Origin of the sequence: Neptuniibacter sp. 1_MG-2023 (assembly GCF_030547185.1) — a bacterium.
Lineage (GTDB): Bacteria > Pseudomonadota > Gammaproteobacteria > Pseudomonadales > Balneatricaceae > Neptuniibacter.
On record NZ_JAUOQR010000016.1, the window covers coordinates 28,577 to 55,352 of the forward strand.

General features: G+C 40.9%; 30 protein-coding genes and 1 pseudogene. 23 read left to right on the top strand and 8 right to left on the bottom strand.

The features are described 5' to 3' along the window. The first annotated feature begins 72 nt into the window (after positions 1–72). From Q4492_RS14475 to Q4492_RS14515, 9 genes are all read left to right on the top strand, one after another. A complete protein-coding gene (locus Q4492_RS14475) occupies positions 73–2,070 on the top strand; it encodes a methyl-accepting chemotaxis protein (protein ID WP_303419402.1) in 1,998 nt (665 codons plus the stop codon). A gap of 243 nt (positions 2,071–2,313) precedes the next feature. Beyond that, positions 2,314–2,850 (top strand): DUF2878 domain-containing protein, encoded by a 537-nt coding sequence (locus Q4492_RS14480; RefSeq protein WP_303419405.1) that lies wholly within the window; start codon positions 2,314–2,316, stop codon positions 2,848–2,850. Next, positions 2,835–3,329: a hypothetical protein gene (locus Q4492_RS14485; RefSeq protein ID WP_303419407.1), complete on the top strand. Its 495-nt coding sequence runs from the start codon at positions 2,835–2,837 to the stop codon at positions 3,327–3,329. Before Q4492_RS14480 ends, Q4492_RS14485 begins: the two co-directional genes overlap by 16 nt. A gap of 32 nt (positions 3,330–3,361) precedes the next feature. Beyond that, the gene (locus Q4492_RS14490) at positions 3,362–3,901 is read left to right on the top strand and encodes a DUF3833 domain-containing protein (RefSeq protein ID WP_303419409.1); all 540 of its coding nucleotides are present in this window, start codon (positions 3,362–3,364) and stop codon (positions 3,899–3,901) included. Between the two features lie 16 nt (positions 3,902–3,917). Then, a complete protein-coding gene (locus tag Q4492_RS14495) occupies positions 3,918–4,691 on the top strand; it encodes an SDR family oxidoreductase (RefSeq protein ID WP_303419411.1) in 774 nt (257 codons plus the stop codon). 32 nt (positions 4,692–4,723) lie between these two features. Then, the gene (locus Q4492_RS14500) at positions 4,724–5,146 is read left to right on the top strand and encodes a nuclear transport factor 2 family protein (protein ID WP_303419413.1); all 423 of its coding nucleotides are present in this window, start codon (positions 4,724–4,726) and stop codon (positions 5,144–5,146) included. Positions 5,147–5,211: 65 nt separating this feature from the next. Continuing rightward, a complete protein-coding gene (locus tag Q4492_RS14505) occupies positions 5,212–5,652 on the top strand; it encodes an FAD-binding oxidoreductase (RefSeq protein ID WP_303419415.1) in 441 nt (146 codons plus the stop codon). 302 nt (positions 5,653–5,954) lie between these two features. Continuing rightward, positions 5,955–6,488 (top strand): N-acetylmuramoyl-L-alanine amidase, encoded by a 534-nt coding sequence (locus Q4492_RS14510; protein WP_303419417.1) that lies wholly within the window; start codon positions 5,955–5,957, stop codon positions 6,486–6,488. A 97-nt stretch (positions 6,489–6,585) separates the two neighbouring features. Next, positions 6,586–6,921: a hypothetical protein gene (locus tag Q4492_RS14515; protein WP_303419418.1), complete on the top strand. Its 336-nt coding sequence runs from the start codon at positions 6,586–6,588 to the stop codon at positions 6,919–6,921. A 36-nt stretch (positions 6,922–6,957) separates the two neighbouring features. Here Q4492_RS14515 and Q4492_RS14520 read toward each other — a convergent pair whose 3' ends face one another. After that, positions 6,958–8,817 (bottom strand): phosphate ABC transporter substrate-binding/OmpA family protein, encoded by a 1,860-nt coding sequence (locus Q4492_RS14520; protein ID WP_303419419.1) that lies wholly within the window; start codon positions 8,815–8,817, stop codon positions 6,958–6,960. Between the two features lie 158 nt (positions 8,818–8,975). Between Q4492_RS14520 and Q4492_RS14525 the strand changes: the two genes are divergently transcribed. Continuing rightward, positions 8,976–9,485, top strand: coding sequence for a DUF4124 domain-containing protein (locus Q4492_RS14525; RefSeq protein ID WP_303419420.1), 510 nt, complete (start codon positions 8,976–8,978; stop codon positions 9,483–9,485). Between the two features lie 3 nt (positions 9,486–9,488). On the opposite strand, the gene Q4492_RS14530 is transcribed toward Q4492_RS14525, so the two are convergent. The 5 genes from Q4492_RS14530 to Q4492_RS14550 form a co-directional block, all read right to left on the bottom strand. After that, the gene (locus Q4492_RS14530; protein WP_303419421.1) at positions 9,489–10,067 is read right to left on the bottom strand and encodes a DUF882 domain-containing protein; all 579 of its coding nucleotides are present in this window, start codon (positions 10,065–10,067) and stop codon (positions 9,489–9,491) included. Positions 10,068–10,172: 105 nt separating this feature from the next. Further along, a complete protein-coding gene (locus Q4492_RS14535; RefSeq protein WP_303419422.1) occupies positions 10,173–11,417 on the bottom strand; it encodes a murein L,D-transpeptidase in 1,245 nt (414 codons plus the stop codon). A 214-nt stretch (positions 11,418–11,631) separates the two neighbouring features. Continuing rightward, the gene (locus Q4492_RS14540; RefSeq protein ID WP_067867410.1) at positions 11,632–11,934 is read right to left on the bottom strand and encodes a hypothetical protein; all 303 of its coding nucleotides are present in this window, start codon (positions 11,932–11,934) and stop codon (positions 11,632–11,634) included. A 1-nt stretch (position 11,935) separates the two neighbouring features. After that, entirely contained in the window at positions 11,936–12,796 is an 861-nt protein-coding gene (locus Q4492_RS14545; RefSeq protein WP_303419426.1) for a DNA replication terminus site-binding protein, read from the bottom strand. Further along, a complete protein-coding gene (locus Q4492_RS14550; protein ID WP_303419429.1) occupies positions 12,797–13,381 on the bottom strand; it encodes a PilZ domain-containing protein in 585 nt (194 codons plus the stop codon). It abuts the gene before it with no gap. Positions 13,382–13,595: 214 nt separating this feature from the next. Here Q4492_RS14550 and Q4492_RS14555 point away from each other — a divergent pair, with 214 nt between their 5' ends. Further along, complete coding sequence (locus tag Q4492_RS14555; protein ID WP_303419434.1) at positions 13,596–14,840, top strand: lipoprotein-releasing ABC transporter permease subunit; 1,245 nt, start codon at positions 13,596–13,598, stop codon at positions 14,838–14,840. Continuing rightward, positions 14,833–15,531, top strand: a complete 699-nt coding sequence (locus tag Q4492_RS14560) for an ABC transporter ATP-binding protein (protein ID WP_303419437.1) — start codon at positions 14,833–14,835, stop codon at positions 15,529–15,531. The genes Q4492_RS14555 and Q4492_RS14560 overlap by 8 nt, the downstream gene beginning before the upstream one ends. A 44-nt stretch (positions 15,532–15,575) precedes the next feature. Here the strand turns inward: Q4492_RS14560 and Q4492_RS14565 are convergent, their stop codons facing one another. Further along, positions 15,576–16,064 (bottom strand): DUF2062 domain-containing protein, encoded by a 489-nt coding sequence (locus tag Q4492_RS14565; RefSeq protein ID WP_303419439.1) that lies wholly within the window; start codon positions 16,062–16,064, stop codon positions 15,576–15,578. Positions 16,065–16,176: 112 nt separating this feature from the next. Here Q4492_RS14565 and Q4492_RS14570 point away from each other — a divergent pair, with 112 nt between their 5' ends. The 9 genes from Q4492_RS14570 (at position 16,177) to Q4492_RS14610 (ending at position 25,284) form a co-directional block, all read left to right on the top strand. Then, positions 16,177–18,480 carry a DNA internalization-related competence protein ComEC/Rec2 gene (locus Q4492_RS14570; protein WP_303419441.1) on the top strand — a complete coding sequence of 768 codons (2,304 nt, stop codon included), beginning with the start codon at positions 16,177–16,179 and terminating at the stop codon, positions 18,478–18,480. A gap of 47 nt (positions 18,481–18,527) precedes the next feature. Continuing rightward, positions 18,528–19,148, top strand: a complete 621-nt coding sequence (locus Q4492_RS14575) for a MotA/TolQ/ExbB proton channel family protein (protein WP_067867431.1) — start codon at positions 18,528–18,530, stop codon at positions 19,146–19,148. A gap of 11 nt (positions 19,149–19,159) precedes the next feature. Then, complete coding sequence (locus Q4492_RS14580; RefSeq protein WP_303419446.1) at positions 19,160–19,579, top strand: biopolymer transporter ExbD; 420 nt, start codon at positions 19,160–19,162, stop codon at positions 19,577–19,579. Further along, entirely contained in the window at positions 19,576–20,598 is a 1,023-nt protein-coding gene (gene lpxK, locus Q4492_RS14585; protein WP_303419449.1) for a tetraacyldisaccharide 4'-kinase, read from the top strand. The genes Q4492_RS14580 and lpxK overlap by 4 nt, the downstream gene beginning before the upstream one ends. Continuing rightward, positions 20,591–20,776 (top strand): Trm112 family protein, encoded by a 186-nt coding sequence (locus Q4492_RS14590; protein WP_067867440.1) that lies wholly within the window; start codon positions 20,591–20,593, stop codon positions 20,774–20,776. Before lpxK ends, Q4492_RS14590 begins: the two co-directional genes overlap by 8 nt. A 9-nt stretch (positions 20,777–20,785) precedes the next feature. Beyond that, positions 20,786–21,556, top strand: a complete 771-nt coding sequence (kdsB, locus tag Q4492_RS14595; protein ID WP_303419453.1) for a 3-deoxy-manno-octulosonate cytidylyltransferase — start codon at positions 20,786–20,788, stop codon at positions 21,554–21,556. Between the two features lie 3 nt (positions 21,557–21,559). Further along, a complete protein-coding gene (locus Q4492_RS14600; RefSeq protein WP_303419456.1) occupies positions 21,560–22,027 on the top strand; it encodes a low molecular weight protein-tyrosine-phosphatase in 468 nt (155 codons plus the stop codon). A 2-nt stretch (positions 22,028–22,029) separates the two neighbouring features. Further along, positions 22,030–23,052, top strand: a complete 1,023-nt coding sequence (gene murB, locus Q4492_RS14605) for a UDP-N-acetylmuramate dehydrogenase (RefSeq protein WP_303419458.1) — start codon at positions 22,030–22,032, stop codon at positions 23,050–23,052. 339 nt (positions 23,053–23,391) lie between these two features. Continuing rightward, positions 23,392–25,284, top strand: coding sequence for a propionyl-CoA synthetase (locus Q4492_RS14610; RefSeq protein WP_303419461.1), 1,893 nt, complete (start codon positions 23,392–23,394; stop codon positions 25,282–25,284). Positions 25,285–25,340: 56 nt separating this feature from the next. Here Q4492_RS14610 and Q4492_RS14615 read toward each other — a convergent pair whose 3' ends face one another. Then, positions 25,341–26,186 carry an SDR family oxidoreductase gene (locus tag Q4492_RS14615; protein ID WP_303419464.1) on the bottom strand — a complete coding sequence of 282 codons (846 nt, stop codon included), beginning with the start codon at positions 26,184–26,186 and terminating at the stop codon, positions 25,341–25,343. A gap of 246 nt (positions 26,187–26,432) precedes the next feature. On the opposite strand from Q4492_RS14615, the gene pqqA reads away from it, so the two are divergent. Next, positions 26,433–26,504: a pyrroloquinoline quinone precursor peptide PqqA gene (pqqA, locus tag Q4492_RS14620; RefSeq protein ID WP_003243383.1), complete on the top strand. Its 72-nt coding sequence runs from the start codon at positions 26,433–26,435 to the stop codon at positions 26,502–26,504. 168 nt (positions 26,505–26,672) lie between these two features. Then, positions 26,673–26,776 (top strand): annotated as a pseudogene (locus Q4492_RS14625) (pyrroloquinoline quinone biosynthesis protein B); the annotation flags it as partial.

Here is a 26,776-nt window from a genome sequence, read left to right on the forward strand (position 1 = left end):
TAATGACCTATCTCATGATATTCATAACGCTGTCGGTATCTGTTATTCAAATCTGACGTAGAACAATAAAAAATGAATAGATTTAAACAAATGTCCATTAGTTTACGGATTACCTTCGGTTATATGGTGATGATGTGCCTTTTAGCCATGTTAGGTTTTTCCTCTGTCTTTAATATCAGCAAACTCGCATCTGCTTTGCAGTTTGTATCGGGGCCGGCGCTTCAAGCATCAAATGGAGGTAGTGATACAGCCTTCAGTCTGCAAGCTGAAGTGTTAAAAACGCAGCAAATATTACTTAAGCAAATTGATCCTAAAAAAGGGTTTGCAGAGATAAAAGAGTTACATAAAGAGGGCCAAAAGGGTTTTTCTCAAGTTTTAGAGAGTGGTTTAGTTGATCAATCGCTATTGAAGTTATCCGCTCAGCAAATGGATGATTATAAAAGCTTAAATGAGCGTGCGCTGTCCTTATATATCCGTGTTGAAAAAGAGAGGAGTGATCTAACAAAGCTGACTGATATAGTTCTAGAAAACGTAATGGTTTCTCAAGAAGACACCATGATCTTAATTGATGAGCATTATAATAGTCGTCTAGAGGCCGAGCGCTACCGTGATTTAGATTTACTTCTTTCTGAAGTTAAAACCTTAATTCTCTCACGCAACTATGTGTTACAGCAGTTTTTCAATGGGGTGGAGGTAGAAAAACAGCGTAAAGTAATGGCAGAACAATATAGATTATTAGAGCCAACTTATCAGCGCTTACTTGTGATGCTGAAAAATCTAGCACTAACTGAACATGCGGTGAATATAGAAGCATATCTCGGCAAATTATTACAACAATATGAGCAAGTGGTTAATGACCACTTAGCGTTTAAAAAAGTACAGGACTCCTCATTTAATAAAGCGCAGGCTCTACTCAGCAACTTATCCAAAATAAAGGATCAAGGTGAGCAGAAAATATTAGAGAACACTCATTCTGTAGTGTCTCTTGTCGAGCAAGCAAAGGAGTTTATCTTAGCTGTTGTAATTATTGGCTTGTTAGTAGGCGTTATTGCAATGTTATTTGGCTACCGAACGGTAGTAAAACCACTTGATGCTATCGCTGATAACTTAGATAAAATTGGTCGTGGCGATGGCAATTTAAACGTAAAACTTAGTGAAAAAGGAGCCAAAGAGCTACGTAAGCTTTCCATCGGTTTTAACGTTTTTGTGAATAAAATTAAACATACGGTTATTGGGGTTAATGATGCAGCTAAAAATCTCTGTAGCCAAACAGATAAACTGGTTGTTATAAGCGACACTACAAGAACGGTAATAAACGAGCAAACAACAGATACGGAACTTGTAGTTGAGGCGATAGACCAACTTGCCATTAGTACCTCTGAAATTGCTGAAAGTGCGGCTCATGCAGCTGATGCAGCAAAAGATGCGGATGCATTTTTAGAGAGCGGTAAGCATGAAGTCTATGCCATGATTCAAGCCATTCGCAGTCAAGTAGAGCAGCTAAATAATACAAATGCTGTAATGGATAAGCTGTCACATGATTCGAAGCGAATTGGTGATGTATTAAGTGTTATCAATGATATTGCTGAACAAACAAATCTATTAGCTTTAAATGCTGCAATAGAGGCTGCACGTGCGGGTGAGAAGGGCCGAGGTTTTGCAGTTGTTGCTGATGAGGTAAGAACCTTAGCGAGTAATACGCAGCAAGCGACAACGACGATTCAAAACGTTATTAAAGAGCTACAAAGTGCCTCTAAAGAAGCTGACTCATCAGTGGTTTATACACTAAAAATCGCAGAGCAAGGGGTTATTCAAGCGGAGAAAGCGGATGATATTTTAAAGAAAATTACAGAGGCTATAGGGACGATTAACAGCGTTAATATGCAAGTTGCCGCGGCGACTCAGCAACAGGCTGTTATTACACAATCGATAAAAGAGAATATCTATTCTGTCAGTGGGAAATCAATAAAAACGAGCGAATCATTCGATGAAATTAACGAGAGTATAGAGGTTATCATCGCTGTTGTTGACGGTCTAAATGATGGCATTAAGCAATTTAAGCTCAGCTAATCGACGCTTAGCTCTAAGTTAAAAGAATAGGGCGCCTTCAAGGAGGCGCCTTTTTTAATTTTCCCTCTAATACCCTTTCAATCAGTAGATATTAGCTACGCGATTAACTAAATAGGTTTTATTCTAAATGTAGATTTTAAGCTTAGGTTGTTTTTTCATACTTAATTAAATCAGAGTAAAACTGAACCAATTCCATAGAAGTTCCGTATAGCTGATTAATTCAAATGGGTATGGGAACGGCTAATGTTTTCAGGTATCTCTCAAAATGTATGGGTCAATTTGATCGGATTTAATCTGATATGGATTTTATCTGTTCTTTATAAAAATGAAGCAGTTCTTGTCGTAAGCATCTTTTTATTACTTCACCTATTACTCCATACGGATCCCATAACTGAAGCCTTTATATTGGTCATCGTTACTTTGCTTGGTTATAGCTTGGATAGTGTGATGACATTATTGGGCGTTTATTGGTTTGAAAATAATAGCGCGAATGATCTTAGAATCTTTGCGCCATTATGGTTGGCATTACTCTGGTTATCATTTGCGGCTACGTTGAGACAAAGTCTAAGTTTTTTCTCTAATAAAATTAAATTAAGTGGTATTGCGGGGGGCTTTTCTGGAGGTTTCTCTTATTTTGCTGCGGCTAATTTAGGTGCTGTTAGCTTTCCGCTAGGCGACTTTGTAACTGTCCTAATGGTTGCAGTTATCTGGGCCTTTTTATTCCCACTACTGCTCGTCTTAACCTCTTACATAGAGAGGGCATTATGCACAGAGTATTGATCGTTTTGTGTACCTTCCTGTTTTCTAATGATAGCTATGCCACCCAGCTACCTTCCGCTTGGCGGGTTGTAGGTTCAGCGGAGTTAAAACTGTTGTGGTTCCCTATTTACAGTGCGCAATTGAAAACCCCTAAGGGTGTGTTTGCTGGCACGGATCGCTCTGTGTTGCTGTCTCTTGAGTACCATCAAGATATAGAAAAAGCAGTATTACTGCGTGAGACGGAGAAAAGTATTAAGCAGACAATATCGCCGGCTGACCGTGAAAATTTATTATCAGATCTTGCCATTATGTGGCTGGACATTCAGAAGGGAGGTCGCTTTGCTTTTTTGATTGATAAGGATGGATATGGTCACTTTTTTTATAACGATGGGTATCTAGGTTCACTAGACAAACCTGAAATGAGCCAAGTCATTATTAATATTTGGCTGTCAGATAAAAGTAGATATCCCGATTTAGCTAAACAGCTTAGGGGAGAGTAATTTTGCATCGATATTTTACTAGGATGGCCTTTATGATTTTCATTCCTTTTATTACAAGTTGTGCTGTAAATATTGAACAGTATGAAGAGAGTCAACCGGCATTAGATCTGAGTGAGTTTTTTGATGGCCATTTGGAGGCGTACGGCATTGTGCAGGATTATAAAGGCAAAGTAAGTCGCCGTTTTCGTGCCGATATACTAGGGAAATGGGAAGGTGATAAAGGTGTACTTGATGAGTTGTTTTTCTTTACTGATGGGGAGGAGGAACATCGATGCTGGCAGTTAAGCAAGCAAGGGGATCACTATACAGGAACCGCAGGTGATGTTATTGGTCGTGCGGAAGGTCAGGTGGCAGGCAATGCTTTAAATTGGCAATATACTTTATCTGTACCCGTGAAAGGTAAAACGTGGAAAATTAATCTTAATGATTGGATGTATCTTGTTGATGATAAAAACCTAATCAACCGTGCAAAAATGTATAAATTTGGTTTAGAGGTTGGGCAAGTTACTCTCTATATACGAAAAGTCTCGTCATTACCCCATCGTAATTTAACCAATGGCTGTGAACTTTAATGATAGGGGGTCTGTTATGAATCATTACAAGCCTTTGCCTTGGCAAAATGTTTGGATTACAGGAGCCGGAAGAGGAATTGGACGTGCGCTTGCTATCCTATTAGCGGGTCAAGGGATGAGAGTTTATGCTTCCTCTCGAACTGAAATTGAACTTGAAAAATTAGTCGCTGAGTATCAACACTTACCCGGTGAAATTATTCCTATAAGATTAGATACTCGCTGTGTCGAAGAACTTGAACAGCTGATCAATGAGTGGGATCAAACAGATTGCTTTCCAGAATTAGTTATTCTTAATGCGGGAACTCACGATCCCTTTTCAGCCGCTGAATTTAGCGCTCAGCGGTGTAAACACTTATTCGATATAAACCTGCAAGGCACGATCAATTGCCTAGAGCCTGCTCTCCAGCGAATGCTCAAACGAGATAAAGGGCAGATTGCAGTGATGGCATCTGTCGCGGGATATAGAGGTCTACCCACAGCGGCTGCCTACGGTGCTAGCAAAGCGGCTTTAATTCATCTGTGTGAATCATTGCGGTTAGATCTGAAAAACACGCATATAAAGCTTCAGGTTATAAATCCTGGATTTGTTAAAACCCCGCTGACTGATAAAAATGAATTTACGATGCCGGCTTTGTTGGCTCCAGATGAGGCAGCGACACGCATACTCAATGGTTTATTAAGCGATCATTTTGAAATTACCTTCCCTAAACGCTTTACCTTTATACTTAAACTCTTACGTATTATTCCTTACCGTTTATATTTCTATTTAGCCGGTAAAATAGTGAAGTAACTTGTTTCTTTCATCGAGTAATGGAAATAAAAATGAGTCCTTGGTTAACGAACTATATTACTGTCCTTGAGTCGCTTAGTTCTGCTGATTTACCTCGGTTGCGAGCATGTATCTCTGAGGACATTAAATTTAAAGACCCCTTTAACGACACGAGTACTCAGGATGAGTTTATTGCGATTATGGATGATATGTATTCACGTCTTGATAAGGTTCATTTTAAGGTCCACAGCTCAGCAGAATATGAACGTGAAGCTTTTATTGAATGGACCTTCTATGGAGAATCGAAACTGACAGGGACATTTAGTTTTGTTGGTACAAGTAAGTTAATATCAGATCAAAGTGGAAAGGTTACACACCATTTTGACTATTGGGATGGTTCGGCGTTAATGGAGAAAATCCCACTGATAGGCTTCTTTATTCGCCAATTAAGAGGCCGCTTTTCACATAAAAACTAACTTTATAAAAACGCCGAATAGATTAGTTGGTTTTAGTGGGGACTTGCTACATAAATGGATTCATTTTGAATAGATTAAGCTTTTTCTGTATATCACTGACCACCGCCTGTTTAGTGAACAGTGTATCTTTGTATGCAGATTCACTTGCTCCGTTTACGAGTGATGGTTGCAGCGCCTTTCCTGATGGAACCATGCAACACCGCCAGTTGTGGTTAAAATGCTGTACGGCGCATGATTACGCGTATTGGAAAGGGGGAACCTATCAAGAGCGAGTACAAGCAGATAAAGCTCTCAATCATTGTGTTACCGACGTAGGTGAGCCAGAACTCGCATTATTAATGTTAGCGGGTGTGCGGGTTGGAGGCACTCCTTTTTTCCCTACAACATTTCGCTGGGGGTATGGTTGGCCCTATCCTCGAAACTATAGGGCGCTTACTCCCGATGAGTTGAAGCAAGTTCGAAAACTTTCAATGAAAGCGTATATAAACTATCAACTGGAAAAATAGATTTACGCTTTAGTTTTTTTTTATCTATTTTAAGCTATTATTTTACCACTGCTTATAGTTAGCAGTTCAGCATCAAGGATTGTGCTGTCTCTTATAGAGTGTTTTCTTTCCTTGTGTCTTTTACTTGTTAGTGGTTTAGGCACATTCTCACATATGCATTTATGTTGTGCTTTTTCCTTTGACCTGTATTTACAAATAGAGTGGTAGGCTATTCATAATAACCTTATGTCCCGCCTGACATTTATATATGAAGTTATAGACGTATCACTATCAAAAAAATAATTTAGAGCAGGATAGGGAATATGAAAACGTGCGCATTGGTCATCGGACATAAAAAAAATTCACCTGGAGCCGTTAATGAGCGCCGTAAACTCACTGAGTTTACATTTAATGAGGCGCTGGCAAGTGAGATCGAGCGGGCGGTTGTAGGGGTGAATATTCAGCGGGTTTATAGACGCACATACACATCACTACCTGATGACTTAAATGAGCTAGACCCTGATTTTATACTTAGCCTTCACTGCAATGCGTTTAATAAAAGCGCTTCTGGGACAGAAGTGCTCTATTACCATCGTTCAGCCTTAGGTAGACAAATGGCTGAAATTCTACAGCAGCAGTTAGTTTACGCGCTTGATTTGCCCGATCGAGGCGTTAAACCAAAAAACTCTGAAGACAGAGGAGGTTATCTTTTGCAAAAAACTTATGCGCCTTGTTTAATTGCTGAACCTTTCTTTATAGACAATGATCAAGATCTTGAGGTGGCATCGACCCATTATTCCGCTCTGATCGATGCCTATGCGAGAGGGATAGAGGAGATGGCTGAACTTATCAGTTAATATCTATCCATCGGATAAAACTGATCTGCTTCATTCTAATAATTGCTACACCTATTTGTTAAGATAGGTGTAGATAATTTTATTGAAGGGGATTAATTTGTCTAATCAATTATTAGAAACTTTGTGTGATTTAGTAACGGAAGCCCATACGCGTATTCAAAAGAACTTTAGCCACCTTGATCCAATTGTTGGGGTTAGCCAGAGCATGAGAAAGAGCGGGGTTCCAGCTGATGCGATGACTATCGACTGTCTAAGGTCAGGTAAGCGTATTATTATTGTATTGCATGATGAAAGCCCAAATTTAGTAAACTACCAGTTTGCCTATAGAGATAAAGATCCCTTCAATGAGTTTGAACAACTGGCATCCAATGAACTATCGGAGCAAATTTTGTACGACTGGATGCACAGTTATTTCTTAGCTAATGATAAGTGAACCTTATAAGGGCGCTAGCCTTTAGCCTATTGCAAACTATCGTGTTGCTGTATTAAACGGGGTAGTTGCATTGCTGTTTACCCAGATTTCTACACGACGGTTTCGTTCTCTTCCCGCTTTTGTTGTATTGGAAGCTATTGGTGCCATTTCACCTAGCCCTATAGTATTTTTAATATTGATCCCGCGCGATATAAGTGCAGATTCTACCGCTTTAGCTCGCTGCAAAGAGAGGGATTGGTTACCTAATGGATCGCCAATACTGTCAGAAAAGCCGATAAGCATTGCTTGCTGCCCTGGATTTGTTTCAAAAAACTGGACTACACGTTCTAAATCGCGCACCGCTTTATTATCTAAAACAAAAGTACCACTATTAAAACGAAAGTTAAGTGATAGCCGCTGTGCATTCTTAACCGTTTGAATGTATTTTTGTGGAAGGTTATCGGTCAGCATAGGTTTAATGTTATATACATTTTGTGAAATAAACCCTGCCTGTTTAACGACTTCTTGGCCCTCTTTTGATAAGGCAAACTCTATAAATTTATGGGCCTCTGATTGAGTATTAATTGTGCTGGGTTCGTAAATATATAAGCGACGAACAAGAGGGTAGTCTTCTGTAGAAATCGTGAAGGATGTTGGGTAGATAGGTTGGCCGTGTTGATCATCAGATATAGCGAGTGCTTTAGCTCGCAATACATAAGGAAGACCAATAAACCCAATCGCTCCAGGGGTTTTGCTAACGTGATCAGACAGTTCAACGCTTGATTCTATGCGTGTGGCATCCGCACTTAGGGTTGCGCCATGTTTTTTAAGGACCATAGATTTAAACGAATCCCATGTTCCCGAGTTACTATCACGTGCAAAGATCGCTACATCTTGGTTTTTACCACCTAGCTCTTTCCAGTTTTTAATAGTGCCTGAGAAAATTTTGGCCAATTGCTCTGTATTCAAATCACTAATAGGGTTATTGGGATTGATAATTACAGCGAGTCCATCCATGCCAATAATATGCTCAGTGCTTTTAGAGCGAAGGTCACCGTACTGAGCCGTTAATTGTTTGACCTCTTTATCTTTAATGCGCCTTGATGCCATGGCTAAGTCGGTTTTACGACTAGCGAGGGCTTTGAATCCGGTGCTTGAACCATGAGCATAGATAGGTATTGAGCGTTGAGAGCGATCCGATTGGTTATAAACCTCTAAATTCTTTTCAACATCAATATGAGATTCAACGAGTTTAAAGTCAGTAGCCCCTTGGCTTTTATAAAAGGCTTTGATTAATTCTGGAGCTAATACTTCTCCAATGGTATTTGAACCTTGAATGCGAAAGGCTATATTGCTTGCTTGGCTTTTAGTTGCGGGCTGCGATGGTTGAATCTTATTTTTATAGTTTTTAATGATTGAGGAGGGGTCTTGCTGATCTACTATCAGGGGAGCTGCTGCGTCCCTTATAGCTTTAGCGGATTCTATCGTAACTGTTTTTTTGATCGCCGGTGCTTGGGTATTATAGGCAAGAGATTGCACCTCAGTTGTTTTGTCAAACAGCATAAAACTAAGGCTAAATAAGAGAATAATAATAACGCCAGAAATAATGTAGATAGGTTTGTTATTATGATTAAGTACTTCTATGCTAGTTTCTGGTGTGTTGCTAGATGGAGTAACAGGCTCCTCCTGTGGAAGCTCAACTTCTTTGATGAGCTCTAATTCATCAGTGGTTAAAAGATCAGTGTAAATTTGTTGTAGCGGTTTGCTAATTGGAAGCTCTGTAATATCAACATTGAGTAAAATGGAGCGTCGATACTCTTGATCATGGGTGAAACGATGTAGATCTATTTTCTCATGGCCTTGGCGCTCAAGTTCACGTTTGAGTTTCCAAATTAGGTCAAAAACCGTTGTTTTCACAGCACTATTCTCATCGATGGACAGGGTTTTAGGTGGGGGTAAGGCGGCTGATTCTAATAACGGAACATTGCCGGAATATGACAAAAATAATTTAGCGCTAATTGGCTTTTTGCATATGTAAAAACTTTGTCGCTAGATATAAATCGGAAGAGGTTAAAATGAAAAAACGGATTTTACTGTGTAGCTTTATGATGAGCTTATCCCTCTGTTCTATTGCTGATGAGATGTATAGTTGGGTTGATGAAAACGGTGTTAAGCACTTTAGTAATAAGCCACCTCAAGGGGATGAGAGAGAAACTGTCCGAGGTGAGGTCAATTTTGGTAAATTGAACGGGACTCAGCTTAATACTATGCAGCCTTTTACGCGGCCACAGTCGACAGATCCTGCTAAGCCAACGGAAAATAAAGCAGAGAATAAAAGTGTTGATGAAACCAAAACACCTGTTGCGGATGATGTAGATAAGACAACCCAAGGTAAGACAGACAAATCTAGTTTACAGAGCCGAGCTCAGCAGCTAGAAGATTATAATAATGGCGGTAAGGCCGAGCGGATTAAGGAGATTAAAGAGGCTTCTGAGCAAGAGACCTCCACTACACCTAAAACGATCAGTCAAAAGTTACAGGCATATAATGCGTCTAAAGCTGTAAATCAGACAACAAGTGAGTAGGTTTTATACTCCCCATTGCCTTACAGGGCCAACATCTAAATGGATGAACTCACTACGGGTATAGAGGCCAACCCCTCCAGCTTGTTGTGCTAAAGATGCTTGATGTAGGCTTTTTAAAGGAACGCCGGGGATGCGTATATCAATTGCTTGGCCTTTCATATGATAACTTTTCTTAGCGACTTTAGTGCTTTTAGCTCTTAATTTTTCATTACTTTCAGGTGAGCGATACCCTGAAATTACATGAATGGGTTTTCCACCAAAGTTGAGCTGAAGCTCATGTAGTAATTTTAATAAGCGTCGATCTATTTGATGAACTTGGTTGTTACGATGATCGCGTAGTAGAAAATCGAGTGCTTTTAAATTTGTTTCTTGATACTGACCTTCAGCATAGAACGTACTATTGAGTGATTCGCCCGTATGAAGATTAGTGAGAGAGAGTGAATGGGTTTGGTTTTTATTTATGTTTGCGAGGCAGATTGAAGGAGTAGCAGCCATAGCAGATAAGCCCCCTAATACTTGCAAAAATGTACGCCGAGACGAGTTGGTGGCTAAGAAATTAGTTTGTTTAAGCTGCTTGCTCATTTAGTAATACTTTCGCTGGCATAAAATTGGTCACATTATGCACAAAAACCACCCCGCAGTATATTAATCAATCAGTAGATGACCTGGCGAGTGAGCGGTGCTTATTTAATCTTTTTTTGAAAACTCATATATATCATGTTTATAAATATCATCCCTAAAATTGACCTTGCCCTCAGGGTCAATCCAAGCGGTCCAGTAGGTTACATATAGATCTATAGGTTCTGTTAAGCGAAACTCTTTAGTTTCTTTTTGCGAAAAAATAGGATCAAGTTGTGTGCTCTGCCATCCATGAGTCATTCGCATTAATTCATCAGCTAATTTTCTGGGTTGCTCTAAACGTATGCAACCAGAACTAAAAGCGCGTTTATTTTGATTGAACAGGCGTTTAGCTGATGTGTCATGGAGGTAAATAGAGTAGGGACTATTAGTAAGAAACTTCACGCTGCCTAAAGTATTCATGTCACTGGGAGCTTCCCAGAAGCGTTGATAGTTATCGCCGAGGTATAATTTATCGTAATTAATATTTTCATCACGGATAAACTTTTTTGTTTTGCCCCAACCACTAACTACTTTTAGGTTTACCTTTTTAAGATAGGTTGGATCTTCTTTAAGCGCTGGAATAATATCTCGATAAGCAATGCTTTTAGGTACATGCCAAGATGGGTTGATAACAATTCGGTTTATAACGCTATCAAAAATAGGTGTTTTGCGTTTCTTTTTGCCGACAATCGTTTTCATCGTAAGGATAGGCGAATTCTGCTCATAGAGATAAAGCCGGTATTCTGGAATATTTACATGCACAAAGCGATCGCTGGTGGGATTAAATGCCTCGATGCGAGCAATGTTGACTTTGAGCTGCTTTGCCCGTTGGTTAGGGGTTATATTGATTTGTCGGCGAGTTTTCGGTCCTAGAATACCATCAGCTTCATCGCCATGTCGTTGCTGAAAGCGAACTAAGGCTTCTTCGAGTTCGATATCAAATAATGGATCATTCAGTTGTTCGCATTCAACCGGAGGGTGATCACCTAGTTTAATCAGTTTTTCCCTTAATAAAGGAACATGAGGGTGTTGGTCACTAAAGCTGATTGTTCTTCCTGACGGAATAGGTGGCCAGTTGTCTATTTTTATTAAGTCGTTGTAAAAGTCATAAGCTTCTTGGAGCTTCAGCAACATAACTGATCTACTATTGCCAACAAATGAGATGGAGTTTTCAAATGAAGATGCATTAAGTTTGGTCAGCGGATGTTTGTTTAATGGTGCTTTTACGAATTGAGGGTTATCAACCGCTAAACCTGTTAGGGGAAATAGAACTAGACTGATCACAAATAGTCGAAAGCCTAATAAGCGCATATATACCTCATCAATAATTCATCATCCTCTAAGCCGTTTGAGAGAATTGCAGAGTTACGTTTAAGTACAGATCTGAATTGGCTATTGTTCAAGTAGGTTTTGGTGAATACTTTTCATTTACTATAGGTAGAGTGAAAAGAGTGTCATTTTCTGGGGTTGATGATTCATAAGGATCGGGTGCTAATCTTGCCTTTAGCAAGTGACCTTTATAGCATTACTTTTTTTTCTGCTTTAATTTATCCTCGTTTTTATAATATTCATCTTCATAGTATATGCCGCTCACATTGAGTTTTTTTTCTGCCCAACGATTGAACCTGGACCATAGAAAGAAGCCTGGTGTCATCAGGATCATAATACCTAGCATAAGTCCTGATCCTGCATATTTATCGGGCATTTGCTGAGTAATCCAGTCCAAAAAACCAAGCTCTCTGCCGATGTAAAACCATAAAATAAGCCCTACAAATCCGGTTCCTACAGCAAGGTGATGTAAATATTTCTTTGAGTTTTTTTCAGTCATATCATCTGTAACGGTGTATGCGTAAGCTTGGCAAGTAAGGTTCCGGATCAATAATCAGATCACTACGTTGCTGACGCTTTCGCGTTTCGGGTGGGGTTAAACTAGGTACATTATATTCTGGAAAATTTTCTTTATCATCTAATGGAAAGAAAATAGGCAAGGGGGCGTTTCTCGCTTTGCGCAGCAATTGTTCATTATCTTTCCATAAGATATTAGCACGCATCAAAGGTACTTGTGGCTGTAATTGAGCCAAGGACTCTGTTTGGGGTATTTTAGCGAGAGCTTCAAGCTGAAGCTGTATATGTAATTGAGAGGTATCCATCTTAAGGAGCTTTTTTTCAGCGGTTGCAACTGAGACTTTTTTGATACTTCTGCCACTGGTATACCAGCTGAACGCAATCTTTGCAGGAGTGCTGTCTAATACAGGAAAAAGGCGATAACACTGTTTTAAGTGTAAACGTGCTAAGCCTTGGTTTTTGAGCTCAATATTTAGTTGTTCGGAACGCTTCTTTAATACAGATAAAGGATCACCTACCTGATCTCTAAATATTTTCACTGAATTTTGGAAGTTGGTCTTAGTTTGGTTGAGTTGATGAATAACCGGGATAAGCTCAAGGGGTACACCAATTAAACCATATAGGTTATCTGTTTTTCGCCCATCCCCTTTATGTAGGTGCCAAATATTGGTGAGCGTGTCCGCAACATCGAGTAGCGACACCGTCGATTGATGGTTAGATAGTATCCAATGCTGAGTTTTATGTTTGTCGTTATACTGAAGCAGTAGCGTGCGAAACTGCTTTAAACATTGATTGAGGTGATCAAAATCCCTGACTAAGGTTTCTGTTTCGCAACGCTTGCTCATTTAATTTTCTTCAGCGGGTAATTCAGGCTCTTGTTGTTTTAATCGGGCTTGGCTCTCAAAAATTTGACGAGCTAAAATCATACGGCAGCTTTCAGGCATTTTGATAAATTCTATCCCCGTCATAAAACTACCATCAGCCATAGCTTCACTGCGGCAACATTGGGCATATATAAGTAGCCCCAAGCAAGATTCAGGGAAGACTAGTTTAACCGATAAGAAACTATCTACATTAAATGGCTCTTTGTGCCTGAACTGAATACCACCTTCTGACAGGTTAACTTCTTGTATAGCTGAATTTCTAATGACCATCTCATTTGAAGCGATCGCTTGGGCAATACGCTCGATTTTATCGTGCATGATTTGTAGGAAAGACGCTACATTACTATCCTTTTCAGATATTTTTCGCAGTAGATGCTGGCTTTGTGTATCTATCTCTTGAAGTTCGCTTAGTAACAAGAAATTTGGAGAAACACCGAATTGAGTAGGGCTTGGGTGATGTTCAATCTCTGATTCATCAATGACCTTCAGTTCCAAGGAAACACGTTGGTCTATTCGGAAATACTGGCGGCGGTCTTGTTCCTGCATTGATGAACCCTCATCGGTCTTAGTTGTTTCTCATCGAGTATAAGTACAAATGATAAGAAAAGCACCACCATAAGAGGTTTTTGTTATGCTGGTTTTATTGTGGGGTTATCACTAGTTTGCTTTTATTAAACAGGTAGTTAGCTATGTTTTGTGTCATTATAAATTAACAGTGTAAACTTTTTACACAGTAGGTTTTCTGTGGTTTAATCGCGCCATGTTTAAACCATTATCCCTATTTATTGGATTGCGCTATACCGCTGCAAAGCGAAGCAATCACTTTATCTCTTTCATCTCATTGGCTTCGATGCTTGGTTTGATGCTCGGAGTTGCTGCGCTGATCGTTGTTCTTTCTGTTATGAACGGTTTTGACCGTGAGCTGAAACAGAGAATTCTCGGTATGGTACCGCATGGCTCAATTAGCGCTTACGGTAAGCCGCTCGAAAACTGGCCAGTGTTGGTTGAACAGCTTTCCCAGCATCCTGATGTTGTTGCCGCAGCGCCCTTTATCCAAGCGCAAGGTATGCTAACTAATAGTGGTGTTGTACGCGGAGCGCTGGTTAATGGTATTGATCCATTAATTGAGCAAAAGGTTTCTATTCTTGGTGATCATATAACTTCGGGTTCTTTAGAGGCGTTGAATCAACAACGGTTTGGGATTGTTTTAGGTGATCTTCTTGCTCGTTATTTGGGGGCCAGAGTAGGGGATAAAGTAACATTAGTCCTTCCAGAAGCGTCTGTTAGTGTCGCGGGTGTTGTTCCTCGTTTAAAGCGCTTTACTGTCGTGGGTATTTTTTCCGTTGGTGCGGAGCTTGATGCAAACCTTGCTTATATTAATCTTGAGGATGCGGCTAAGATTAAACGTCTAGGGGAAGGGGTAGATGGTATTCGTCTTAAATTTGATAACCTTTTTTCTGCTCCTAGTAAGGTCAAAGAGATTGCTGCTGGGCTACCGGGTTATTATAGCTCAAGTGATTGGACACGAACTCATGGCAATTTATTTCAAGCGATTCAGCTTGAAAAACGTATGATCGGGTTGTTACTGTTTTTGATCGTTTTAGTGGCGGCTTTTAACATCGTGTCAACACTAGTGATGGTCGTTACCGATAAGAAAGCGGATGTTGCTATATTAAGGACCTTAGGTGCTACTCCGGGACGAATCATGCGGATTTTTATGGTTCAAGGTACAGTTATCGGAATTTTAGGAACTCTATTAGGTACATTGCTTGGTGTTACTTTGGCGCTGACCATCTCAGATCTCATTGCTTGGGTTGAGCAGACATTTAATATTCAGTTTTTAAATGCAGATGTTTATTTTATTAGCTATCTGCCTTCAGATTTACAGTGGCCAGATGTTGGCGTTATTACTGTAACCGCTCTTGTTATTAGTTTCCTCGCAACGATTTATCCTGCATGGCGAGCTGCCAAAACACATCCCGCAGAGGCTTTGCGCTATGAGTAAAGATAATTGCTCTTCAAATATTGTACTTGAAGCTAAAGCTGTATCAAAAATCTATAAAGATGCAGGTAACGAAGTCGCCGTTTTATCTGAGTTGGATTTTTCGCTACATCGAGGTGAGCAGTTAGCGATTATTGGGTCTTCTGGTTCAGGGAAAAGTACGTTATTAAATATATTGGGGGGGCTTGATGAGCCTACTCAAGGAGAAGTGCTTGTAGCGGGAAGGAATCTTCACTCTGGTAATGAATCTGAACGAGCTAAAGTGCGCAATGAAACCTTAGGGTTTGTTTATCAGTTCCATCACCTATTGGCTGAATTTTCTGCCTTGGAAAATGTTGCGATGCCTCTATTGATGCGCAACATGCCGATGAAAGAGGTCGTGGAACAAGCAGAAGCCGTTTTGAACTCCGTAGGCTTATCCCATCGCTTTTCACATAAACCATCACAATTGAGTGGTGGCGAACGCCAACGGGTTGCTATTGCAAGGTCACTTATAGGTAAGCCTGCGGTAGTGCTAATGGATGAACCTACAGGTAACTTAGATAGAAATACTGCAGCGAGTATTCAAACGCTAATTGATAGTTTAAATCAAGATTATGATATAGCTTTTGCTTTGGTAACCCATGATCCTGAACTGGCAAAAAGAACAGGGCGAGTACTTGAATTGGTGGATGGGGCACTGGTAGAAAGATGATCATAGCTTGTTAAATAGCGTGTTTAATACTTTTCTCTTTTTGTTTATTTATTCCTTTTAGTCCGCTTTTTCCAGTTGTGGTTTACATGCCAAGTCCATAAGCCATGGACGGTAAAGAAGCCTATAACACCAAAGAACAGCCCCGATAGCACAGAGCCTAAAAGCAAGGGCCACCAAATGTGTGATATGCCACTTTCCCAAAACTCTATACTCATTTCAAAATGGATTGAGCTACTGGGGTCTCCAATCAAAAAACTACCGACCAAATAGTTAAAGTAAAATATAGGTGGAATAGTGAATGGGTTTGTTAGCCAAACCAAACTAACCGATATAGGCAGGTTGCTACGCACAGTAATGGCGATAACAGCAGCGACAAGCATCTGAAGTGGAATTGGCAGAAATGCGCAGAATAAACCCACAAAGAAAGCTCTAGCCACTGATTTGCGATTCAGGTGCCAAAGGTTAGGTTCATGAAGGTAGTGTCCAAGCCAACTCAAATATTTGTGCTGTTTGAGTTTCGCTTCATCTGGCATGTATTTTCTTATAAGTTTGCGTGGCATTATCTAACTTACTTATTATGGGCTAGCAAACGAGCGTAATGGGCATTATGCCCGCTGCTCTTAACTAAGCCAAGGAAAGTTAAGCATGAGATCAAGGATGATCGCAATTGCTGTCGGTTTTTTATGCGCCGCATGGCAGCCTCAAGTTATACCAATCGCTGGTTGCATTTGTATTGCACTTTTAACACTGGTCTACGCTTTTTATGGTGGATCTTCTTATAAGCCATTTTTCATCTACTGTTGTGCTGCTTTTCTTTATGCATCCTGCTGGGGTCATTGGCAGCTTTCTCATAAATTACCCGATCAATTACTGCGCTCTGACTGGGTTGTTTCGGGCAAGCTAGTAGGCCTTCCTAATGTTGAGGAGGGAGTCATTAGGTTTAACTTAGATGTTAAGTCGATGGAGTTACTCCGCTTATCGGCAAATTCACAAATAAGTATTCAAAAAGCAAATGCCATAACAGATCTTAATGTCCGTTTATTAAAGCTGGCTTGGTATAAGCCTACTAAAGATCTCATACCTGGGCAGTATATTAAACTAATCGTTAGGCTAAAGCCTCCCCATAGTTTAGTTAATCCATCTGGGTTTGATTATGAGCGCTGGTTGTTAACGCATAAAATAGATGCCACGGGTTATGTTCGCGAATTTCTTGGTTCAGAAGGTTATATAGATCAGGGAGTCACGAGTTTACGCTACGCTATAAATAAGTTGATAGAGAGTAGGTATGAAGAACCAAGGGATCGGGCTTTAGTTCAAGCCTTAGTCACAGGCTATAAAGATAATCTATCGCAAGATGATTGGGATAAGCTGCGAGAAAGCGGAACGGTACATCTGGCGGTTATAAGTGGATTACATATTGGTTTTATTGCCCTTGTTGGTTGGTGGCTGGGTCGTATACTGTCAGCGTTTACTCCACGTCTTTATTATTTACCTTACCTTTTATCCGTTATTTTAGCTGGTTTATATATGCAAATTGCAGGCGGGGAGGTTCCGACCCAGCGCGCTTTTATTATGGTGCTCGTCTTTATGCTGTCAGGGTTATTGAAATGGTATATCGATATTTGGCAGCGTTGGTGGTTAGCTTTAGTTTGTGTGCTTATATTTTCGCCTTTAGCGGTTCTCGAGATGGGGTTTTGGTTATCTTTCTCTGCTGTGGCACTGCTTATCTGGTTTGGCCAGCAGCCTCTACGCTGGTATAGCATTATAAAGATTCAGTTTTTATTGCTGATTGGTATGTTGCCTTTTTACCTGTATTTCTTTTCCGGCGTGTCTTTAGTTGCTCCTTTAGTAAATATCATTGCTATTCCTTTAGTCTCTTTTCTAATTGTTATTATTGCGGCTAATTTGATCTTTTCAGGTTTTTCAATACCACTTCTAAGCGAGTTTGAGTCTGTTTTAGTTGATCTCTTTTGGACACTTGTTGATATGTCTGCAGATCAGGCTTGGGCCTACTTAGCAATCGATAATCCTAGTCTCGAGGCTATTGTCTTTGCGGCAATCGGAGTGATTATTTTGATCATGCCATCGGGCTTAGTACCTAAATACTTAGCTTTTTTTTGTTTTTTACCTTTGCTCAGTCATGAACCGTTTATAGATTCTGTAGATGAAAAGAAAACAGTCGATGATAAGAGCTTCTCAGCTATTGTCTTTGATATTGGCCAAGGGCTTAGTGTTTTAATCGAGGTGGGGGATTATAGAGTTTTATATGATACAGGCGCTGCTTATCCTTCTGGTTTATCCGCATTTGAGCGAGCAGTCTTACCCTATTTTAAGCAAGAGAGAATCAAACAACTTGATTACATGGTCTTGAGTCATAATGACAATGATCATGTAGGTGGTTTCGCTAAGATCAAGCAATGGGTTGATATCAAAACTATTTATTCTTCATTTCATCCCACTCATCAAAAAATAAGAACCTGTAAAGAGGGTGTGAGATGGCGAATTAAGGGAGTGGATTTTGAGTTTTTATCCGGATCTAAAGGTCGTAATGATAATGATCGTTCTTGCGTGTTGCTTGTATCTAACGGGGATTGCTCTCTATTACTACCAGGCGATATTGGTAAGGCTGTAGAATCTAAAATGGTTTTAAAGCATAAGCGGCTTAAAATAGATCAACCATTAACTTGGCTAGTTGCTTCCCATCATGGCAGTCGTACGTCCAGCTCTGATACATTTCTAGCCGCAACCTTACCTAAGCATGTTATTTTTAGCGCTGGTTATGGAAATGCATTTAATCATCCACATCCGGAGGTTGTTAGGCGCGCAAAAAGCTATGCAGCGCATACCTATACAACGGCTTTAGATGGGGCTGTATTATTGAAATCCGAAGCGGGGCAAGCCTGTAGTACAACAACAATGCGCAAAGATGAAAAACGCTTCTGGAGATAGATTAATTCAATGTGATAGAGTACGGCGCAGTTAAAGGAGAAATTACTGTGTTTGAAATTTTAAAATCAGGTGGTTGGTTGATGATACCAATCGTAGCATGTTCTATTATTGCCTTAGCTATCTGTTTAGAGCGCCTGTGGACATTGCGTCCCAGTAAAGTTGCCCCAGCAGGACTGTTGGCTGAGGTATGGGCGTTAATCAAACAACGTAATATCACTGCTGAGCGGTTAAGAGATATTAAGAATAGTAGCCCTCTGGGGGTGATTCTTGTCGCTGGGCTGAATAATGCTTCTCATGGTCGAGAGATAATGAAAGAAAGTATTCAAGAGGCAGCTGGGCAGGTTGTCCATGATCTTGAACGTTTTCTTAATCCCTTAGGTACTGTTGCGGCAATTACTCCGCTTTTGGGCCTGCTAGGTACAGTTATCGGTATGATTAAGGTGTTTACCGAAATAATGATTCAAGGTACAGGTAATGCCAATGTTCTTGCCGGTGGTATCTCCGAAGCCTTGATCACTACGGCGGCTGGCTTAACGATCGCAATTCCAGCTTTAATATTCCATCGTTACTTTCAGCGAAGAATTGATTCCTTAGTGATTACGATGGAACAGGAAACCGTAAAACTCATAGAAGTCATGCACGGTGAACGTGATATTGATGTTGAGTAAGGGATAATAGTGTGAGATTTCCTAGACAAAAACGGGAAGAGGTTAATGTAAACCTGACTCCACTGATTGATGTGGTTTTTCTGCTACTGATCTTCTTTATGGTTTCAACAACGTTTACAAAAGAAACTCATTTAGAAGTTGATCTTCCGCAGGCATCGGGAGATAAAAGTGTTGTAGAAGAGCAAATCTTAGAGATTTTAATCACGGATGAGGGGAATTACAGTGTTAATGGTAAGCCTCTAGTGAATACTCAAGCAGCAACATTACGACGGGCATTAAAAGAGCTGTCAGGTGAGAAGCGAGATATGCCTCTTGTGATTACAGCTGATGCAAAGACACCACATCAGTCGGTTGTTACTGCTATGGATGTTTCAGGGCAACTTGGTTTTAGTAAGCTAAGTATTACAACTAGAGATCCGGACAGCGAATGAGTTGGCTTGAAACGCGCTGGTATAGTACAGCACCGGCGCCTATTTTTTTAAGACCTTTAGAGGCTTTGTTCAAGTGTCTAGCAGGTCATAAAAAAAAGCGAGATCTGCTCTCTCAATGGGACGCTCCAGTTCCTGTTATTGTTGTCGGCAATATTAGTGTAGGTGGAACAGGGAAAACCCCTTTAACCGTTTACTTAGTCGACCAGTTAAGGGCGCAAGGTTATAAGCCTGGCATTATTAGTCGAGGCTATAAAAGTGAAGCACCTCAATACCCATTTGATGTTTCTCTTGCCGTCTCTTCTGATGAATCAGGCGATGAACCTTATATGCTGCAGCGCCGTTGTCAGTGTCCGGTTGTTATTGATGCTGATAGGCGATCCGCTGCGGAGTATCTTCTCTCTCATTATGACTGTGATCTAATCATTAGCGATGATGGCTTGCAACATTATCGCTTGGCGCGAGATATTGAGATTGCTGTCGTTGATAGTGAGAGGGGGTTAGGCAATGGTCATTGCTTGCCTGCAGGCCCATTGCGTGAAGAGCCTTTACGCTTAAAGAATGTAAACTATGTGGTTAGCAATGGCGGAGAGTGTGCAACTTTACCTAAAGGGATTGTTGCCTATGATATGCAGTTGATGCCTTGCTTTTTTCATCCATGTGGCTGGAATAGCGGGTCGAGTCGTTCTTATCCGTTCAATGAGTTTCCATATAAAAAAATTAATGCGGTGGCGGGTATAGGTCATCCTCAGCGCTTTTTTAATACGTTAAAATCGATAGTGGGTGCAGAGGTTTCAGGCTACCCAAAACCGGATCATTATTCATTTAGCGAGAGTGATTTTAATTTCGCTGATGGTGTAACCGTTATGACGGAAAAGGATGCTGTGAAGGTATCCACACTAAATTTAAAGAATGCATGGTATCTCGAGGTTTCAGCTCAGCTACCAGATAGTTTTATGTCAGTATTAATCGAGCAACTTAAACAGATTGCGAATAAGAAGGGTAATAAACGTAATGGATAAAAAATTGTTAGATATTTTGGTATGCCCTGTCGCGAAAACGCCTTTGGAATACAATGAAGAAACAAAAGAGCTTATTTCAAAAGCGAGTGGTTTGGCATATCCGGTCCGTGATGATATTCCTGTATTGCTTGAAACAGAAGCGCGAGAGTTAACTTTAGAAGAACGTGAAAGTAAGTAAGGTAATTACATGAGTTTTGCTGTCATCATACCTGCGCGCTTTGCGTCAACGCGCTTTCCCGGCAAGCCCCTTGCTGATCTGCAAGGTAAACCAATGGTTCAACATGTTTATGAACGAGCCTGTGAAAGTGAAGCCAGTCGAGTACTCATTGCTACAGATAATCAACAGATCGCTGATGTAGCCTCTGGTTTTGGCGCTGAGGTCTGCATGACATCAGCAGATCACCCTTCAGGAACTGACCGCTTACAACAGGTAGTCTCTGATTTAGGTTTCTACGCTGATGATATTGTTGTGAATGTTCAGGGTGATGAGCCTCTTGTCCCAGCTCGAATTATTAATCAGGTTGCACACAACTTAAAAGCAGAACCTGAGGCAAGTATTGCGACTTTGAGTGAACCTATTACTGATATTGAAAGTTTACTTAACCCTAATGTTGTCAAAGTGGTTTCTGATATAAGAGGAATGGCTCTTTATTTCAGTCGTGCTCCAATCCCTTGGCCACGTAATGAGTTTGCTGACGACCCCTCAAGGTCATCTATGCCGCTCGATTTTCCATGGCAGCGCCATATTGGTATTTACGCTTATCGCGTTAAACTGCTGAATGACTTTGTTAAATGGTCACCCGCAGCGGTTGAAGAAACTGAGTGCCTCGAGCAGTTAAGAGCTATGTGGAACGGCGCACGCATACATGTCGCTGAAGCGGATGAACAACCGCCGGCAGGGGTTGATACTCCAGAAGATCTAGAGCGTCTTAGACGTTTACTTGAGCAAGGCCTGTAATAGATGAAGAAGGTTCTATTTGTTTGTCTTGGTAATATTTGTCGCTCACCGACAGCGGATGGTGTTTTCAAGCAGTTGGTCAGTACGCAGAGGCTTCATAATAAAATTTATGTAGATTCTGCCGGTACTGCTGCTTATCACATAGGTAATCCGCCGGACTCAAGATCCATCGCGGCAGCAAAACAGCGTGGTTACGATTTGTCATCTCTGCGTGCGCGTCAGGTGATTAGTGCTGATTTTGACGAGTTTGATTATGTGCTGGCGATGGATAATGAAAACCTCTCTAATCTGAAGTCTATATGCCCTGAAGGCGCTAAGGCTTATGTGGGGTTGTTTCTGGATTTTACTGGGCTGCCAGTAGATGAAGTGCCTGATCCTTATTATGGTGGTGAGGGTGGCTTTGAATATGTACTCGACCTTATTGAATCTGCATCGGCTGGTTTGTTACAGCATATTCAAAAGGAGCTATGAGAGTGCAGTGGCAAAAAGATATTGATCTGACCCATAGAAATAGCTTTGGTTTTCCTACCGTCGCGGATCATTTTGCGGAAGTGGACCAAATTGCAGATTTAGAGTTGGCATTAGATGCTGTAGAAAAAAATGGCTGGCCGCTACTTATTCTAGGGGGCGGAAGCAACCTTGTTTTTAGAGAAAAGATTCCTGGCGCAGTTTTGTCTGTTGCAAAGCAAGGTTTAAATATTCTCGCTGATAATGAACATACCGCCATTGTTGAGGTGGGGGCAGGTGAAAATTGGCATGGATTTGTTACCCAATTATTGCAAAAGAGGCTGCATGGCCTTGAAAACTTAGCCCTAATCCCAGGAAGTGTTGGTGCGGCTCCCGTGCAAAATATAGGTGCGTATGGTGTAGAGATCGCTGATTGTTTTCATAGCTTGACGGCGTACGATCGAATTAACAAAGAGCTCGTACAGTTAAGCAAAGAGGAATGTCAATTTGGCTATAGGGATAGCCTCTTTAAATCAGGCGCTAAAGGCCGTTATATTATTTGGACCGTTCGCTTTGCTTTGAGCACGATTTTTACTCCTAAAATTGGATACAAAGGGATTGCAGATCATTTAGATGCTTTAGGCGTTATTGAGCCTAGTGCCTATCAAGTTTATCAAGCGGTATGTGATATCCGCATGAGCAAGCTACCTCTTCCAGCTGAATTAGGTAATGCTGGCAGCTTTTTTGAAAACCCGATTGTAACTAAATCAACTTATCAGCGTTTAAAAAACCAGTTTCCAGATATTGTTGCTTATCCAGATAAAGCCGGTCATTTTAAGTTAGCTGCAGGATGGTTAATTGATCGAGCTGGCTGGAAAGGCTGTCGAGTGGGCGAGGTTGGTGTATACGACAAACAGGCCTTAGTGTTAGTAAACTATGGGCAAGGCCTTGCTACTGATCTGCTTAAACTAGCTGACGATATTTCCCTTTCAGTTAGAAAACAGTTTGATGTTAAGCTGAAAATAGAGCCTAGAATCTATCCTGAATAAGCTTTAGATATATTGATCTATCTTTTAAAGCGCTGCTCCTTAGAGTAGCGCTTTTTTGTTTGCGGCCGCGAAAATTAATCGTTTTATCATTCTTTCGTATAGTAGTGGTTTCTATATATTGTCGACAATCTGTCTTTCTGCTCCTGTAAAATGGGGCTTTGATAACCATCAGTAGTTCATTATTACTCCTTGCTGCAGTAGCAAATAAACCTTTTGTAGTAGATTAATCTACAATAAAGTCAGATAAAGTGTGCGTATAAATCAAAGCAAGTGTCTACAATAATTATAAGCTTGCTAAAAATAACCGATCGTTAACTTTATAATAAAGGGCCTTAGCACATGTCCTATCAGGCAGAATATTCAAAATCTATAAATACACCCGAAGCGTTCTGGGGTGAAAAAGCTCAGGATCTAGCATGGTATAAGCAACCAGAGAAAATTCTTTCCAAAGATGAGAATGGAATAGATCGCTGGTTTGCCGATGGTGAGCTTAACACCGCATATCTTGCTCTTGATTACCATGTGGAGAATGGTCGTGCCGATAATACGGCGATCATTTATGATTCACCGGTGTCTGGACAGAAGCGTAAAATTTCATTTTTAGAGTTGCGTGATGAAGTCGCTAAGTTTGCTGGCGTACTTAAAGCTCAGGGTGTAGAGAAGGGCGATCGTGTTGTTATTTATATGCCAATGGTGCCTGAAGCCTTAGTTGCGATGCTTGCCGTTGCTCGTTTAGGGGCTATCCACTCTGTCGTCTTTGGTGGCTTTGCGCCCCATGAGTTAGCAGTGCGAATTGATGATGCTGAGCCGAAAGTGATTGTTTCTGCTTCATGTGGCATTGAGATTTCAAAAGTTATTGAATATAAGCCCATGCTGGATGAGGCGATTGAAAAGTCTGCCTACAAGCCTTCTGCCTGTGTGATATTACAGCGCCCAGAAGCTAAAGCTACAATGATTGAAGGTCGAGATATCGATTGGAAAGAAGCAGTAGCAAATGCAGAGCCAGCGGATTGTGTGCCAGTTAAAGGTACCGACCCACTTTATATTTTGTATACATCAGGTACTACAGGTAAGCCTAAAGGTGTTGTACGTGATAATGGTGGCCATGCGGTTGCCATGAAATATTCTATGAAATCAATTTATAACGTTGAAGCGGGTGATGTTTTCTGGGCTGCTTCCGATGTAGGTTGGGTTGTAGGTCACTCTTATATTGTTTACGGCCCTCTCTTGGCCGGTTGTACGACAATTGTTTATGAAGGTAAGCCTGTGCGGACACCTGATGCAGGTGCGTTTTGGCGTGTTTGTGAAGAGTATAAAGTTAAAGTGCTCTTTTCTGCGCCAACAGCTTTCCGCGCGATTAAGAAGGAAGACCCTGAAGGTAAGCTAATCGCAAATTACGATCTATCTAATCTCCACACAGTCTTTATGGCTGGCGAGCGTTTAGATCCACCAACTTATCATTGGACTATGGAAGTAACAGGCAAGCCTGTTATTGATCACTGGTGGCAGACCGAAACCGGTTGGGCGATCTGTGGCAATATGACCGGTATTGAAACGCTTCCACCAAAAGCAGGATCTGCGACTGTTCCTATCTCAGGTTTCAATGTTCAGATTCTTGATCCTGATGGGAATGAGCTTCCAGCGGGTGAGCAGGGTGCTATAGCTTTGAAATTACCGCTACCTCCTAGCTGTTTGCCAACGGTGTGGGGTGATTATGAGCGTTTCCGTACTGGCTATTTAACTGACTACCCTGGTTACTACTGCTCTGGCGATGGCGGTTATAAAGATGAAGATGGCTATGTTTTCATTATGGGGCGTACCGATGATGTTATTAACGTCGCTGGTCATCGTTTATCTACAGGTGAAATGGAAGAGATTGTTGCCGATCATCCTGCTGTAGCTGAGTGTGCGGTTATTGGTATCAATGATCCATTAAAAGGACAACAGCCCATAGGATTTGTTTTGCTGAAAAATGGCGTTGATATTGACGGTCAGCAACTAGAATCAGAGCTTGTTGCATTAGTGCGTAAAGAGATCGGTGCGGTTGCTTGTTTTAAGCGCGCGGTGATTGTTGATCGCTTACCAAAAACTCGCTCAGGAAAAATCTTACGTAAATTGATGCGACAGATAGCAGATGGTCAAGATTACACGGTCCCTTCTACTATCGATGATCCTGTTAGTTTATCGGTCATTGAAGAAGTTATGTCTGAAAATGGCTTGATAACTTCGTAAAGGTTTAACAGTGTATTGCCCTTAGCTCTGTGCAGGCGATCTTCGGATCGCCTTTTTTATTTGTTCTCACTATTAGATATTTTATTGAGTACCCAGTCTAAACCTCTTGTAGAAAGAACTCTTCGTAGTATCGCGAATAACTTAGTAGGAAAAGTAACGTAATAGCGGGGTTTTGGTCGATTACTCTCTAAGGCGTGTTTTAAAGCAAGGTAAACGGCATCAGGGCCTAAGGTAAAAGCATCTTTTTTCTGTACAGACTTTTCTTTGGCTAATCGTCTTTGTACTGCCGTATATATATCTTTATGCGCGCTTGTTTCTACATCTATATTATTAGTGAAAGCAATATGGGCATTTTTCCTAAAGCTGCTCTCTATAGGGCCAGGTTCAATGAGGCTGACTTTTATATTGGTATCAGAAAGCTCCTGCCTTAAGGTATCGGTTAATCCCTCTAGTGCAAATTTCGAGGCGTTATACGCACCGCGATACTTCATGGTAATAAGGCCTAGAACCGAACTGTTTTGAATGATTCGCCCATGTCCTTGCTTTCTCATCTGTTTAACTACTTTGCAGGTAAGTTCATGTGTGCCGAATAGGTTAGTTTCGAACTGTTGGCGTAATGTATTCCGTGACAAGTCTTCTACTGCACCTGGCTGACCATAGGCGCCATTATTGAAGAGGGCGTCGAGTTGGTTGGTTTGCTGAAGCACCCAATCTAAGGCGTAGCTAATAGATTCGCTATCTTGGAGGTCTAGTTTTATGCTTTTAAAACCTTCTCTTAATAGGCGATCCACATCAGCCTGCTGGCGAGCAGTGGCAAAGACTTGATAGCCATCAGCTTGCAGCGCTTTTGCGCAATAATAACCTATACCTGATGAACAGCCAGTAATAAGAATAGTGGGCATTATTAATAGACCTTGTTGTTGAATTTAACGGGGCGGTCAATGCCGCTGATTGTTGTTGCAGACTGTAGCATATTGATATAATTCATGTTCAGAGCTATAGTGAATTAATGGAACGGATGACAGGACTCTCATTCAAACGAAATGAGGTGGTTTTTAATTCCAAAGTACCATATATGATATGGGTCAGCCTTCTTATTATGTTTATGGTATACACCTTTTAAATAACAAAAACAGAGGATAAGCATTATGTGGACTAAGCCAGCTTACACAGACCTTCGTATCGGTTTTGAAGTAACTATGTACTTCGCAAATCGTTAATAGAAAATTCTATTTTTGATTCTATAATTACCCCGGCCTTTGTCGGGGTAATTTATCTTGGAAGGACCCTAATCGCGTTCGCGATCTCTTAAATGCTATCCGCCCACTTTCCTGTTACGCTGCATCTTATTAAAAACAGGAATCTGGCAGTCATAAAGAAGAAAAATAATGAAAGTACAAGTATTAGGCTCAGCCGCTGGCGGCGGTTTTCCTCAGTGGAACTGTAACTGTCGTAACTGTGCAGGCGTGCGTGCCGGCACTATCAATGCAAA

Excerpts from the sequence above, each read along its gene's own strand:
- Q4492_RS14475 (WP_303419402.1), top strand. The coding sequence starts at position 73 with ATGAATAGATTTAAACAAATGTCCATTAGTTTACGGATTACCTTCGGT.
- Q4492_RS14480 (WP_303419405.1), top strand. The coding sequence starts at position 2,314 with ATGTTTTCAGGTATCTCTCAAAATGTATGGGTCAATTTGATCGGATTT.
- Q4492_RS14485 (WP_303419407.1), top strand. The coding sequence starts at position 2,835 with ATGCACAGAGTATTGATCGTTTTGTGTACCTTCCTGTTTTCTAATGAT.
- Q4492_RS14490 (WP_303419409.1), top strand. The coding sequence starts at position 3,362 with ATGATTTTCATTCCTTTTATTACAAGTTGTGCTGTAAATATTGAACAG.
- Q4492_RS14495 (WP_303419411.1), top strand. The coding sequence starts at position 3,918 with ATGAATCATTACAAGCCTTTGCCTTGGCAAAATGTTTGGATTACAGGA.
- Q4492_RS14500 (WP_303419413.1), top strand. The coding sequence starts at position 4,724 with ATGAGTCCTTGGTTAACGAACTATATTACTGTCCTTGAGTCGCTTAGT.
- Q4492_RS14510 (WP_303419417.1), top strand. The coding sequence starts at position 5,955 with ATGAAAACGTGCGCATTGGTCATCGGACATAAAAAAAATTCACCTGGA.
- Q4492_RS14525 (WP_303419420.1), top strand. The coding sequence starts at position 8,976 with ATGAAAAAACGGATTTTACTGTGTAGCTTTATGATGAGCTTATCCCTC.
- Q4492_RS14530 (WP_303419421.1), bottom strand. The coding sequence starts at position 10,067 with ATGAGCAAGCAGCTTAAACAAACTAATTTCTTAGCCACCAACTCGTCT.
- Q4492_RS14535 (WP_303419422.1), bottom strand. The coding sequence starts at position 11,417 with ATGCGCTTATTAGGCTTTCGACTATTTGTGATCAGTCTAGTTCTATTT.
- Q4492_RS14540 (WP_067867410.1), bottom strand. The coding sequence starts at position 11,934 with ATGACTGAAAAAAACTCAAAGAAATATTTACATCACCTTGCTGTAGGA.
- Q4492_RS14545 (WP_303419426.1), bottom strand. The coding sequence starts at position 12,796 with ATGAGCAAGCGTTGCGAAACAGAAACCTTAGTCAGGGATTTTGATCAC.
- Q4492_RS14550 (WP_303419429.1), bottom strand. The coding sequence starts at position 13,381 with ATGCAGGAACAAGACCGCCGCCAGTATTTCCGAATAGACCAACGTGTT.
- Q4492_RS14555 (WP_303419434.1), top strand. The coding sequence starts at position 13,596 with ATGTTTAAACCATTATCCCTATTTATTGGATTGCGCTATACCGCTGCA.
- Q4492_RS14560 (WP_303419437.1), top strand. The coding sequence starts at position 14,833 with ATGAGTAAAGATAATTGCTCTTCAAATATTGTACTTGAAGCTAAAGCT.
- Q4492_RS14565 (WP_303419439.1), bottom strand. The coding sequence starts at position 16,064 with ATGCCAGATGAAGCGAAACTCAAACAGCACAAATATTTGAGTTGGCTT.
- Q4492_RS14570 (WP_303419441.1), top strand. The coding sequence starts at position 16,177 with ATGAGATCAAGGATGATCGCAATTGCTGTCGGTTTTTTATGCGCCGCA.
- lpxK (WP_303419449.1), top strand. The coding sequence starts at position 19,576 with ATGAGTTGGCTTGAAACGCGCTGGTATAGTACAGCACCGGCGCCTATT.
- Q4492_RS14590 (WP_067867440.1), top strand. The coding sequence starts at position 20,591 with ATGGATAAAAAATTGTTAGATATTTTGGTATGCCCTGTCGCGAAAACG.
- kdsB (WP_303419453.1), top strand. The coding sequence starts at position 20,786 with ATGAGTTTTGCTGTCATCATACCTGCGCGCTTTGCGTCAACGCGCTTT.
- Q4492_RS14600 (WP_303419456.1), top strand. The coding sequence starts at position 21,560 with ATGAAGAAGGTTCTATTTGTTTGTCTTGGTAATATTTGTCGCTCACCG.
- Q4492_RS14610 (WP_303419461.1), top strand. The coding sequence starts at position 23,392 with ATGTCCTATCAGGCAGAATATTCAAAATCTATAAATACACCCGAAGCG.
- Q4492_RS14615 (WP_303419464.1), bottom strand. The coding sequence starts at position 26,186 with ATGCCCACTATTCTTATTACTGGCTGTTCATCAGGTATAGGTTATTAT.